At 63.9% G+C, this 12,269-nt stretch carries 13 protein-coding genes, 1 tRNA gene and 1 pseudogene; 12 read left to right on the forward strand and 3 right to left on the reverse strand.

Translation table 11 applies throughout. The annotated features are described in order from the left end of the window. The first annotated feature begins 552 nt into the window (after positions 1 to 552). From DXT59_RS20315 to trmB, 4 genes are all read left to right on the forward strand, one after another. Positions 553 to 627, forward strand: a tRNA-Gly gene (locus tag DXT59_RS20315). 268 nt (positions 628 to 895) lie between these two features. Further along, positions 896 to 1,330 (forward strand): lysozyme inhibitor LprI family protein, encoded by a 435-nt coding sequence (locus DXT59_RS20320; protein ID WP_116138681.1) that lies wholly within the window; start codon positions 896 to 898, stop codon positions 1,328 to 1,330. A gap of 244 nt (positions 1,331 to 1,574) precedes the next feature. Further along, positions 1,575 to 1,781 (forward strand): hypothetical protein, encoded by a 207-nt coding sequence (locus DXT59_RS20325; protein ID WP_162878163.1) that lies wholly within the window; start codon positions 1,575 to 1,577, stop codon positions 1,779 to 1,781. 172 nt (positions 1,782 to 1,953) lie between these two features. After that, the gene (gene trmB, locus DXT59_RS20330) at positions 1,954 to 2,709 is read left to right on the forward strand and encodes a tRNA (guanosine(46)-N7)-methyltransferase TrmB (protein WP_116138683.1); all 756 of its coding nucleotides are present in this window, start codon (positions 1,954 to 1,956) and stop codon (positions 2,707 to 2,709) included. Between the two features lie 49 nt (positions 2,710 to 2,758). Here the strand turns inward: trmB and DXT59_RS20335 are convergent, their stop codons facing one another. The 3 genes from DXT59_RS20335 to DXT59_RS20345 form a co-directional block, all read right to left on the reverse strand. Beyond that, positions 2,759 to 3,595 (reverse strand): undecaprenyl-diphosphate phosphatase, encoded by an 837-nt coding sequence (locus DXT59_RS20335; RefSeq protein ID WP_116138684.1) that lies wholly within the window; start codon positions 3,593 to 3,595, stop codon positions 2,759 to 2,761. Positions 3,596 to 3,676: 81 nt separating this feature from the next. Continuing rightward, the gene (locus tag DXT59_RS20340) at positions 3,677 to 4,270 is read right to left on the reverse strand and encodes a DUF1439 domain-containing protein (protein ID WP_116138685.1); all 594 of its coding nucleotides are present in this window, start codon (positions 4,268 to 4,270) and stop codon (positions 3,677 to 3,679) included. A gap of 52 nt (positions 4,271 to 4,322) precedes the next feature. Further along, positions 4,323 to 4,637, reverse strand: coding sequence for a YkgJ family cysteine cluster protein (locus tag DXT59_RS20345; protein ID WP_420823404.1), 315 nt, complete (start codon positions 4,635 to 4,637; stop codon positions 4,323 to 4,325). 108 nt (positions 4,638 to 4,745) lie between these two features. On the opposite strand from DXT59_RS20345, the gene DXT59_RS20350 reads away from it, so the two are divergent. The 8 genes and pseudogenes from DXT59_RS20350 to urtE all read left to right on the forward strand — a co-directional run bounded on the left by DXT59_RS20350 (position 4,746) and on the right by urtE (position 12,248). Continuing rightward, a complete protein-coding gene (locus DXT59_RS20350; RefSeq protein ID WP_116138686.1) occupies positions 4,746 to 5,003 on the forward strand; it encodes a hypothetical protein in 258 nt (85 codons plus the stop codon). 89 nt (positions 5,004 to 5,092) lie between these two features. Further along, the gene (locus tag DXT59_RS20355; protein ID WP_116138687.1) at positions 5,093 to 5,746 is read left to right on the forward strand and encodes a protein-L-isoaspartate O-methyltransferase family protein; all 654 of its coding nucleotides are present in this window, start codon (positions 5,093 to 5,095) and stop codon (positions 5,744 to 5,746) included. Positions 5,747 to 5,761: 15 nt separating this feature from the next. Beyond that, a complete protein-coding gene (locus DXT59_RS20360; protein ID WP_116138688.1) occupies positions 5,762 to 6,085 on the forward strand; it encodes a rhodanese-like domain-containing protein in 324 nt (107 codons plus the stop codon). A 340-nt stretch (positions 6,086 to 6,425) separates the two neighbouring features. Then, on the forward strand, positions 6,426 to 7,724 hold the full coding sequence (gene urtA / locus DXT59_RS20365) for an urea ABC transporter substrate-binding protein (protein WP_116138848.1): 1,299 nt from the start codon (positions 6,426 to 6,428) through the stop codon (positions 7,722 to 7,724). A gap of 109 nt (positions 7,725 to 7,833) precedes the next feature. Further along, on the forward strand, positions 7,834 to 9,450 hold the full coding sequence (urtB, locus tag DXT59_RS20370) for an urea ABC transporter permease subunit UrtB (RefSeq protein ID WP_116138689.1): 1,617 nt from the start codon (positions 7,834 to 7,836) through the stop codon (positions 9,448 to 9,450). Next, positions 9,447 to 10,649, forward strand: coding sequence for an urea ABC transporter permease subunit UrtC (urtC, locus tag DXT59_RS20375; RefSeq protein ID WP_420823405.1), 1,203 nt, complete (start codon positions 9,447 to 9,449; stop codon positions 10,647 to 10,649). The genes urtB and urtC overlap by 4 nt, the downstream gene beginning before the upstream one ends. 47 nt (positions 10,650 to 10,696) lie before the next feature. Then, positions 10,697 to 11,497, forward strand: a pseudogene (gene urtD / locus DXT59_RS20380) (urea ABC transporter ATP-binding protein UrtD); the annotation flags it as partial. Positions 11,498 to 11,555: 58 nt separating this feature from the next. After that, complete coding sequence (gene urtE, locus DXT59_RS20385; RefSeq protein WP_116138692.1) at positions 11,556 to 12,248, forward strand: urea ABC transporter ATP-binding subunit UrtE; 693 nt, start codon at positions 11,556 to 11,558, stop codon at positions 12,246 to 12,248. The last annotated feature ends 21 nt before the right edge of the window (positions 12,249 to 12,269 follow it).

A 12,269-nucleotide genomic window follows, 5' to 3' on the forward strand; every position in this document is an offset into this window, starting at 1 on the left:
AAGACGATCGGCCGGTTCAGCAGAAACTCGCCGCTTGAAATCGATCGCCGTCAATTTGTTCATACACCACTATTGACGTTAGCTCCACTTACCCAACCTATCGGATCTTTATCCCAATGGTGCAACTGCATACGCAACCATTGTTTCAGTATCCGATCGCGCCTTCTTACTGACAGAAGACGCTGGTCACAAGCAAAAATTTACAATTTTTGGACGACGTGATTAAGGCAAGCACGACATGCGGCGAAACGTCCGCCAGGAGAAATTCAGTCCGACCAAGATGCAAGACTCGCAATCGGCGTTAGCTACAACTCTACAAGCGCTGAGATTAGGTCTACGTGAATAGACCCCGTCGACTAGACGGCCAATAGCGGGGGCGTCTGGACCTTCAAACGTCGGGCGGTGGACCATGCGACTGGCCAATCCCGGCCAACCGCTCACCATTCCCAAGCCATGCCACCGCTCCATCGTCGAGCCATGCCAGTTTCGATGCCAGCGACCGCGACACCGCTCTCCCCAAACCATCCAAACCCCTGTACAATCACCGGCTCTGCGGGCGTCGTATAATGGCTATTACCCTAGCTTCCCAAGCTAGAGACGTGGGTTCGATTCCCATCGCCCGCTCCACACAGCACTCAGGCTGATGCCGTCCGTCCTATCGGGACACCTCGGCACGCATCAAGCCTCTCCCGCCGCAACCCAGCCCTCCCGCCAGACTTGCTATACTGCTCTTCGGCTTGTCCCGGACACTACGTTGCACGCCCGCGCCGCCCGCTTCTGCTTAAGCACCAAACGGCTCGCGCGCCCGGTCCGCGCTCCCACGCCCCTTCCGGCCGTATGTCCCCCAAGCGCCTCATCCGGAGTCGGCATTTGCCTCTGATGACGTGAGCCTGCCATGTCGGCGGAAACATTCGCGAAACGCATCCTACTACTGCTCGGCTTCCTATCGGTCGCCATGGCGGCGCCTGCGCAAACGCTTATCGACGAACTAGCGAAACGCACCGGCGTCAGCCCCACGCAAGTCACGGCGCTCCTCGCCGACTGCAACGCAAACCGCAATAGTATGAAGCTCTGCGCCTGGCGCGACGAACTCGCCGCCGAACGCACCTTGACTCGGCTCCTCGACGAAAAACGGGCCGCCTTCCCGAAATGCGGCGCCGTGCTGGCGCAAAAAGTGGCGGCTTGGCAGCGGCGCCGCGACGAAACGTGCCGGCAATCGGCGCAGCGGCAATGGAGCGACGGCTCGATGCAGTCGGCCGCGCTCGCGGTATGCACCACCGACCGCACCAAACAAATCATGCAGAGCCTCTCCTCGGATAGCTGCCCCTAACCCTAGCCCTGCCTTGAAAACGTGCGGGCCACCCCCACGATATCCGCGTCGGCGATCCCCGCATCCGCGTGCGCGCGCAAATGACGGTCGGCCCCGCCCCAAATATTGATCATACTTTTGCAGCGTTCGCGGAATTTCCGGCGCCCGCCGTTGTCGATATCAGGCTCGGCCAACCCTCGAGTCAGCGAGTCGTTCGGCCGCCTGCCCACTTTTTGCGCAACCGATAAAGATGGAACGGTATTTCATGTCACGCACGAGCGCAGTCGGCCTGCTCGTCGATACGCGCCAAGCACTCGTCGCCGACATGCACGACAAGCCGCCCCACGACGCGGAGCGCAGCCAACAAATGATCCACGAAGTAGAGCGATTGCTGCTGGACGTGCGCGTCGGCCGCACGCGCGAATTCCGGCTCGAATTTCCGAATCGGATGCACGTCGTCGTCTCTGACTAAGGCCTCGGGCACGCCAAAGCGGCAACGGAATTTCCCGCGCGCCGCGCTCTCGTCTACAATCTCGCCCACTACTTGAAGCCGGCCCCGCGCCGGCAAGCGCCCGACACGCAAGCCGCCCGCGTTGGCGGCTTTTTCATTCGGCGGGCGCCAGCGCCTTCGACTGTTGATAACGATGATTCACGATCCGAACGATACGGGCCTGCCGCCCGATGCCCCCGGCGACGCCGCCGAGCCCGCACCCGCTTCCGCCGACGCCCCCCGCTATCCGCGCCGCATCCGCAGCTTCGTGACGCGCGCCGGGCGCGTCTCCACGGGTCAGCGCCGCGCGCTCGACGAGTGGGGTCCGCGCTTCGTCGTCCCCTACGCGCCAAGCCCCGCCAACTGGGATGCCGTATTCGGCCGGCAAGCTCCCCGCGTGCTCGAGATCGGCTTCGGCATGGGCGCGACCACTGCGGAAATCGCCGCCGCCCGGCCGGGTGACGATTTCATCGGCGTGGAGGTGCACGAGCCCGGCGTGGGCGCGCTTCTGAAGCTCATCGGCGACCAAGGGCTGACGAATATTCGAATCATTCAGCACGACGCCGTCGAGGTCATCGAGCAGATGATCGAACCCGGATCGCTCGATGGCGTCCACATCTTTTTCCCCGACCCGTGGCACAAGGCGCGCCATCACAAGCGCCGCCTCATTCAGCCGCCGTTCGTGGCGCTGCTGGCGTCGCGCCTGAAGCCCGGCGCCTACCTGCACTGCGCCACCGATTGGCAAAACTACGCCGAACAAATGCTCGAGGTCCTGAGCGCTGATCCGTCGCTGGAAAACACGGCGCAAGATTACGCGCCGCGGCCCGAGTACCGCCCCGTGACGAAGTTCGAGCGCCGCGGCCTGCGGCTCGGCCACGGCGTATGGGATCTGGTGTTCAAGCGCCGCTAATCGAACGCCGCGCCCCCGCATCCACAACGGGGGCGCCAAACCCAAACTGCTACGCGCCCCAGTTCAACACATCGCTATAGCCGATGACGAGTACGATCATCCCGAACGCGATGCGATACCACGCGAACGCCGTGAAATCGTGCGTGGCGAGATAGCGCAACAACCAGCGCACGCAAACGAAAGCACTGACGAAGGCCGCGGCGGTGCCCGCCGTGAAGATATCGACGTTATCGACGAATGCCATGCCGCGGTGTTTGACGAGCTCATAAAGCGTCGCGCCGCCAATCACGGGAATCGCAAGAAAAAACGAGAACTCGGTAGCCACGCGCCGTTCGACGCCGAGCAGCATGGCACCGATGATCGTCGAGCCCGAGCGCGATACACCCGGTATCAACGCGCAGCATTGCGCGAACCCCACCTTCAGCGCATCGAGCGGACGCAATTCGTCGATCGTGCGAATCCGGCCCGCCGCCGCGCCGCGCCGCCGCTCGCGCGCCTGCGCCCATAAGATGACGATACCCCCTAAGACCAGTGCGACCGCCACGGGCACCGGCGCGAACAATGCGCTTTTGATGACGGATTCGAACGATAACCCCAGCAACACGGCCGGAATCGTCGCAATCACGACGTTCAGCGCAAACCGGCGCTGCGTCGAATCGCCCCATACCCCCGACGCCACGCGCCCGATACGTTGCCGGTATTCCCAGCAGACCGCGAGAATGGCGCCGAACTGGATGACGACGTGGAATGTCTTCGCGGCGTCGCCGCCAAAATCGAGCAAACTGCCGACGACGATCAGATGCCCCGTACTCGACACGGGCAGGAATTCGGTCAGCCCTTCGACCACGCCGAGAATCAACGCCTTACCGATCAAAATCCAGTCCATCGATGCCCTCTCTATCGAACAGGTGCAGTGCGAGCGGACCGGACGATCGTACGGGCGCGGCCCCTCGCGGCCGCGCCGTCGTCATTTTTCGACGATTTGGACGCGTATGCCGTTTGTAAGGATTGTGATTGTACCGGGTTCGAAGTTCACGCCGCCGAACTGGAGTTGCTCGGGCTTGAACGTATAGATCGGATAGCCGTCGAGCCACTGCGCGGCCGCCAGCGCGCCGGCCGCTTCGATTTGTTGCCGGTACGCCCGCGCCTCGCCGCCGACATCGACGCGCTCGACGCTCGGCGAGCGCAGCACGACCGCGTGACTCGGCTCGTCGTACTGAAGCTGGCTCGTCACCAGGAAACCGCCGTCCACCGGCTGCTGTAGAAATGGGCTTTCGACGTGCGCGTCCACATGGACGGTGACGCGATTGGAGCCGGGCTCGAAGCCGACGATGGGATTCGTCAGCGCCACGTTGAATAGCTGCGACACGGTGTGCCGATAGGGAAACTTGCGAGCGACCGCGGCCTGCACCTGCTCGCGCGAGAACGTGTAGTGGTCGGGAATGAACGGAAACGTCGAGCTCGCGCACGCCGACAGCGACAAACCGATGCTCGCGCCGGCCAACGCCGCGCAAGCCATCCCCAACAATCGACGCCGGCGCGGCGCGACAACATTCGTCATGCATAACCTCCTAGTGTTCCGATCGGCCCGGTATTTCCATCCGATATCCGCCCTACCGCTCAGCCGGCCGGGTATCCGCTTCCAGTTGAGTCAGCCATGCTAACGCATGCGCTTGCGTGGCCCCGCACATCTGCGGCTGCGGCTGCAAACCCGAGCAGCAGGCCGGGCGTTCCGGGTGCCCAAAGATCCGGCAACGGGCGTTTTCATCGAGTTGGACGCACCGCACGCCGGCCGGCTTGCCGTTCGGCATCCCGGGAATCGGGCTCGTGATAGAGGGAGCGATGCAACAAGCCCCGCACCCCGGGCGGCAGGCGTGTTCCGGGTCAGGAGCGGCGGGAGAATGAATAGGCGAGGCGGGGGCGTTCAATACGATGGCTCGAATCGATAGGTTGGACCGGCGCCGGCGCGACGGGCGCGCCAACCCGCATCCTTGGTAAAGTAGATGCTTCGCCCACGATTTTACGAGGATCGCAGCATGCGCGGTACGCGCGCCATTTCAGCGGTGCAAAGGCTCAAGGAGCGCACCGGCAACGCTCATTACGCCGCCATCGGGATGCCCGGCGGTTTGTTTCGTCTCGTCGATCGCGCGAGCGGCGTCGAGTTGCCGCTCTCCGAACCATTGCCGCTCGATACGTTCGTCGCCTTCGTCGACGCCATTTCGCCGGCCAAGCCCAAGAAAGTCAGCAAGCTCGACGCTGCCTTCGAAGCGCAGATCAAACGTAGCAAACGCTGAAGAACACGGCGGCGGGCACCCGGTTTGGTACAATTCGAAAGTTTCTTTCCGTCGTACCGAACCGCTACGTCCAAGTCCGTCAAGTCGCCATGAACATCGAGCAAGCCCGTTTCAACATGATCGAACAACAAATTCGCCCCTGGGACGTGCTGGACCAGGACGTGCTGAATCTGCTGTCGGTCGTCAAGCGCGAAGACTACGTTCCCGCCGCCTACCGCGAACTCGCATTCGCCGATCTCGAAGTGCCGCTGCCCGCCGGCGAGCATATGCTTTTCCCGCGCGTCGAAGCGCGCGTGCTGCAAGAGTTGGCGGTCAAGAAGCACGAAACGGTGCTCGAAATCGGCGCGGGTTCCGGCTACATGGCCGCCCTGCTCGCCCATCGCGCACGCCACGTACTGACGGTGGAGATCAAGCCGGAACTCGCTGAGCTAGCAAAACGCAATCTCGCCGAAAACGGCGTGACGAACGCGGAAGTCGCGCTCGGCGACGGCGCGCGCGGCTGGCCCGCAAGCGCGCCGTACGACGTGATCTGCGTCTCGGGCGGTCTGCCGGTGCTGCCGCAGGAAATCCTCGAGCAACTGAAGATCGGCGGCCGTCTCGCGGCGTTCGTCGGCACGGCGCCCGTCATGAAGGCGCAAATCATCACGCGCGTCGACGAAAAGCAATTCCGCATGGCCGACATCTTCGAAACCTTCATCGAGCCGCTCGTCAACGCGGTTCAACCGCCGCGGTTCAAGTTCTAACTTTCGATCGCCATCATGCAAAATCTGACCGCGCCCGCACTCGCCGAATGGCTGGCCGATACCTCGCGCGCCGCGCCCGTGCTGCTCGACGTGCGTGAACCCTGGGAAGTCGCGACCGCGCACATCGCCGGGACCGTGGACATTCCGATGCGCGATATCCCCGCGCGCAGCGAAGAACTCGACGACGAAGCCCAGATCGTTTGCATTTGCCATCACGGCGCGCGCAGCGCCAACGTGGCGATGTTCCTCGAAGGGCGCGGCTTCAAGAACGTCTTCAATCTCCAAGGCGGTATCGACGCCTGGTCGCGCCAGGTCGATCCGAAAGTACCGCTCTATTGATCGGTACCATCGATACCATTACCGCGAGGAAAGCCGGCCCGATGCAAGGCCGGCTTTTTTTTCGGCCGGCGCAGCGCTTACCCTAAAACGCTTCACCAACATCGCGCGTCGCGCTCACCCTCGGCGCCGGCGCGCACCAACTTGACCCCGCCTGCCCGATCGTTGGGCAGCGCCCTATCGCGCCAAACGCCCACCATTGCGGCCTCACCGTTGCCATGGCTCGATTGGCATACCCCTTGCGTTGCTCGGCGGTCCGCTCGCGGCCGTCGGTTTGTCTCGATGCACGCGATGCGCGACGTACTCCAATAAACGTCAATTCAGCACCGGCAAGGGGAAGCACATGAAACGTCGTAGCTTGTTGAAGCTCGGTACGCTCTCCGGCGCGCTTGCGCTCGCGGGACAAGCCCCATTCGTTCGCGCGCAATCGTCGAAGGGACCCATCAAGGTCGGCATCTTGCATTCGTTGTCGGGCACGATGGCGATTTCCGAAACGTCGCTCAAAGACACGGCGCTCATGACGATCGCCGACATCAACAAGAACGGCGGCGTCATGGGCCGCCCGATCGAGCCCGTCGTCGTCGACCCCGCATCGAATTGGCCGCTCTTCGCCGAAAAGGCCCGCCAACTGCTGACCCAAGAAAAAGTCGCTTGCGTATTCGGTTGCTGGACGTCGGTCTCGCGCAAATCGGTCTTGCCCGTCTTCGAGGAATTGAACGGTCTGCTCTATTACCCCGTTCAATACGAAGGCGAGGAGATGTCGCGCAATGTCTTCTATACGGGCGCCGCACCCAATCAGCAAGCGCTGCCCGCCGTCGAATACCTGATGAGCGCGGAAGGCGGTGGCGCAAAGCGCTTCTTCTTGCTCGGCACCGACTACGTCTATCCGCGTACGACCAACAAGATCCTGCGCGCCTTCCTGCACTCGAAGGGCGTGGCCGACGCAGACATTCAAGAGGTTTACACCCCCTTCGGACACAGCGACTACCAAACGATCGTCGCCAATATCAAGGCGTTCGCGCAAGGCGGGAAGACCACGGTCGTCTCGACCATCAACGGCGACTCGAACGTGCCGTTCTATAAGGAACTCGGCAATCAAGGCATCAAGGCGACCGATACGCCCGTCGTCGCGTTCTCGGTCGGCGAGGAAGAGTTGCGCGGGATCGACACGAAACCGCTCGTGGGCCATCTGGCCGCGTGGAACTACTTCATGTCGGTGCGCAGCCCGGCCAACACCAAGTTCAAGTCGCAATGGGCCGAGTGGGTCCAGTCGCAGAACCTCGCCGGCGGCGCCAAACGCGTGACGAACGATCCGATGGAAGCCACGTTCGTCGGCATTCATATGTGGAAGCAAGCCGTCGAAAAAGCGAAGAGCACCGACGTCGATAAGGTACGCGTCGCGATGATCGGCCAAAGCGTAGCTGCCCCCTCGGGCTTCACATTGACGATGGACGGCAACCACCATCTGCACAAGCCCGTCATGATCGGCGAAATTCGCGGCGATGGGCAATTCAACATCGTCTGGAAGACGAAGGCACCCGTTCGCGCGCAACCGTGGAGCCCGTTCATCGCGGGCAACGCAGGCAAGCCGGACGTGGTCAGTTCGATCGGCGACTTCTTGCGCAGGCGCCGGCTCGTCTAGGCGGCTGCACGCTTAACGCTTAGCCGGGGCACGGCATCGCGAGCGCGTCCCTGCGCCGCGCGATGCCGTCGCCTGCCCTTGGACCGTCGTCTTTCTCGCGCCACGACTCATGAATCGATTCTTATGCCGCGGCTTCTTAGCGGCCGTGCTTGCCTACTCGCTCGCGAACTGCCCGGCGTTCGCGCTGTCGGCATCGGACGTGGCCCCGCTGGCCGGCGACGACTTCCATGCGAAAGCGGCCGCGATCGACGCGCTCGCGGCCAAGCATGACGATCCCGCGGCGTTGGCCGTGCTCGGCGCGCTTGCCCAAGACCGCGCGCTAGCCACCGATGCGGGCGCCGTGCTGGTCGCGCAAAGCCCCGACGACACGCAAGCGCGCGACGCCGTTTCGGGCCAACTCGTCACGATCGGCGATGCCCAGCCCGTCATGCTCGACAATCGCCTGCGCAGCAAGCTCGTCCACGCATTGGCCGGCGTGCAGTTGGCGTCCCCCGATCTGGAAGTACGCCGCCGCGCCGCGGACGCGCTGCTCGCGAACCCCGACCCCTCGATGAAGGCGCTCGTCGAAGCCGCTCGCGCAAAGGAAACGGATCCGGCGCTCAAACGCCGTCTCGATGTCTTATGGGCCACGACCGCGCTCACCGATCCCAACGCGAGCAAACGGCTCGAGGCCGTGCAACTGTTGGCGGCGCGGCGTGACTTGGAGCTTTATCCGTTGCTGCGCCCGCTCGTCGCGCAGCGCGCCGACGGCAGCTTCGCCGAACCCGATCCCGAAGTGCGCGCGGCGGCGCAGCGCGGCATCGATGCGCTCGACGCGATGACGCGCAACGGCCGTATCGCCGGAACGCTATTCGCCGGCGTCTCGCTGGGCAGCGTGTTGCTGCTCGCGGCGTTGGGCCTCGCGATCACCTATGGCGTGATTGGCGTCATCAACATGGCGCACGGCGAATTTCTGATGATCGGCGCCTACGCCACCTACGTCGTGCAAAACGCGTTCCGTCACTATGCGCCGGCCGCGTTCGACTGGTATCCGCTTGCGGCGGTACCCGCCTCGTTCGCCGCCGCGGCGCTCGTCGGCGTCATACTAGAGCGGCTCGTGCTCAGGCGCCTCTACGGCCGGCCGCTCGAAACGCTGCTGACGACGTTCGGCGCGAGCCTCGTGCTCATGCAAGCCACACGCACGCTCTTCGGCGCTCAAAACGTGCAAGTCACGAATCCGGCGTGGATGACCGGGGGCGTCACGGTGATGCAAAACCTCATCCTGCCGTACAACCGCATCGTCATCCTCGCGTTCTCGCTGGCTGTCGTCGTCATCGCATGGGCCGTGCTGACGCGCACGCGGCTCGGGCTCTTCGTGCGCGCCGTCACCCAGAACCGGGCGATGGCGGCGTGCGTCGGCGTAAAGACGGCATTCGTCGATTCGTACGCGTTCGCGTTCGGCGCGGGCATCGCGGGCCTCGGCGGCTGCGCGCTATCGCAGATCGGCAATGTCGGCCCAGACCTGGGACAAAGCTATATCGTCGATTCGTTCATGGCGGTCGTGCTCGGCGGCGTCGGGCAACTCGCCGGCACGGTAATCGGCAGCTTCGGACTCGGCATCTTGTCGAAAGCCATCGAACCGGTCTCCGGCGCGGTGCTCGCGAAAATCGCCGTGCTCGTGCTGATCGTCCTCGTCATTCAGAAGCGTCCGCAGGGGCTGTTCGCCCTGAAAGGACGCAGCGCATGAGGCCAGCAATGCGTTCTCTCACCTCTCCCGGGGCCGCGCAAAAAGCCGGTTCGCGCGAAGGGCGTCATGCGCGGACGGCCCCACCGCCCACCGCCGGCCTCGCACTGCCGGAACGGCGCGCGTTGCTCTCTCCCCGCGCATGGGCCATGCTGCTCGCGCTCGTGCTCATCGTCGGCTGCGGCGCACCGATCGCCGCACTCTTATTGCCGGCATCGAGCGCCTTTCATCTGTCGGCTTATACGTTGACGATCGGCGGCAAGTTCATGTGCTACGCCATCGCCGCGCTCGCGCTCGATCTCGTCTGGGGTTATTGCGGCATCTTGAGCCTCGGGCACGGTCTGTTTTTCGCGCTAGGCGGGTACGCGATCGGTATGTACTTGATGCGTGCGATCGGACATGACGGCGTCTACGGCAGCGACCTGCCGGACTTCATGGTGTTCCTGAACTGGCACGAGTTGCCCTGGTTCTGGCACGGCACGGAGCACCTTTGGTACGCGCTCGTGCTCGTGCTCGTCGTGCCCGCGCTGCTCGCGTGGACCTTCGGCTTCTTCGCGTTTCGTTCGCGCGTTCAAGGCGTGTATCTGTCGATCATCACGCAGGCGCTCACGTACGCGGCGATGCTGCTGTTTTATCGGAACGAAACGGGCTTCGGCGGCAACAACGGCTTCACCGACTTCAAACGCATCGCCGGTTTTCCGATCGCTCACCCTTCCACGCGCGTGACGCTCTTCTTGCTGACGTTCGGCGTACTCGTGCTGGCCTTCGTCGGCGCGCGCGCCATCGTTACCTCGAAGCTCGGACGCGTCGTCACGGCCATGCGCGACAGCGAGACGCGTTTGATGTTTCTCGGTTATAGCCCGCTCGCCTACAAGCTATTCATTTGGACGTTCTCGGCCATGCTCTGCGCGATCGCGGGGGCGCTGTACGTTCCGCAAGTCGGCATCATCAATCCGAGCGAGATGTCCCCCGCCAACTCGATCGAAATGGCGATTTGGGTAGCGGTGGGAGGGCGCGGGACGTTGCTCGGGCCGATTGCCGGAGCCTTCGCGGTCAACGCGGCGCGCAGCGCGTTCACGGCCTATCTGCCCGAGTATTGGCTGTTCTTTCTCGGTGCGCTGTTCGTCGTCGTCCCGCTCGCGTTGCCGCGCGGGCTCGCCGGACTGGCGGCATCGTTCGCGCGAGGCAGGGCACGCCAATGAAGACGATACACACCACCGACGACAGCACGACGCTGCTCGCCCCACCCTCCGGCGACGCGCCGATGGCGCACCTCGTTACCCCCGGCGCCATCGATATCACGCACGGCACGATCCTCTATCTGGAGGACGTGACGGTCAGCTTCGACGGCTTCCGCGCGTTGAACGGTTTGTCGCTGACGCTTGATGCGGGCGAGTTGCGCTGCATCATCGGACCGAACGGGGCCGGTAAAACGACGATGATGGATGTGATTACCGGCCGCACGCGGCCCGATCACGGACGCGTCTTCCTCGGTCAGACGCTCGATCTCACGCGCATGGACGAACCGACGATCGCGCGCGCGGGCATCGGCCGTAAGTTCCAGAAGCCGACGGTGTTCGAGGCCCATCCCGTATGGGAGAACCTCGAACTCGCGATGAAAACCGACAAACGCTGGCATGCGTCGCTGCGCGCGCGCCTGACGCACGACGCCGCCCTGCGCATCGAGGAGACGCTCGCCACGATCGGCCTCGGTGAGGAGGCATGGCGGCCCGCGGGTGAACTCTCGCATGGTCAAAAGCAGCGCCTCGAGATCGGCATGCTGTTGATGCAGCAGCCCGCATTGCTCTTGCTCGACGAACCCGCCGCCGGCATGACCGACGACGAGACGATGGCGCTCGCCGCCTTGCTCGATCGGTTGCGCGGAACCTGCTCCATGATCGTCGTCGAACACGACATGGAATTCGTCGCGGCGCTCGCGGGTACGCACGGGCGCGTCACGGTGATGGCCGAGGGGCGCGTGCTTGCTCAAGGCACGCTCGACGAAGTCAAACGCGACGAGGCAGTCGTCGAATCGTACCTTGGCCGCTAAGGCTCGAATCGATGAAACGCTCCAGCCTCACTCGACCGTATCGACAAGGACAGCTTCGATGCTCGATGTAACCGGACTCAATCAGTTCTACGGCGGCAGCCATATCTTGCGCGACGTGACGATGCACGTGCCCGCCGCCTCGCTCACGGTTCTGCTCGGCCGCAACGGCGTCGGTAAAACGACGTTGATGCGCTGCCTGATGGGTGTCGTCCGCGCCAAGAGCGGCACGATCGCGTGGCGCGGCGAAACGCTCGACGCCCTCGCGCCGCCGGCACGCGTGGCGCGCGGCATCGCCTACGTGCCGCAGGGCCGCGATATCTTCGCGCGGCTCTCCGTCGAGGAAAACCTGCTCGTGGGCGCCGCCAGTAAGCGCGGCGTCTCGCGCGTACCCGAACGCATCTACGCGCTCTTTCCCGTCCTGCAAGAGATGCGCAGACGGCGCGGCGGCGATTTGTCGGGCGGTCAGCAACAGCAGCTTGCGATCGGCCGCGCGCTGATGAGCGAGCCGCAATTGCTGATCCTCGACGAACCCACCGAAGGCATCCAGCCCTCGGTCATTCAGGAAATCGGCCGGACCTTGCGCAAGCTCGTCGACGAGACGGGGATGACCGTGCTGCTCGTCGAGCAGTATTACGACTTCGCCAAGGCCCTGGCCGATCACTATTGGGTCATGCGGCGCGGCGAAATCGTCGCGAGCGGCGCGGGCAGCGAGATGGATGCACGCGGCGTTCGCGAGATGATCGCGGTCTGACATGCGCGGTGCTATGCTCGA

The organism is Trinickia diaoshuihuensis (assembly GCF_003390925.1).
GTDB classification, from domain to species: Bacteria; Pseudomonadota; Gammaproteobacteria; order Burkholderiales; family Burkholderiaceae; genus Trinickia; species Trinickia diaoshuihuensis.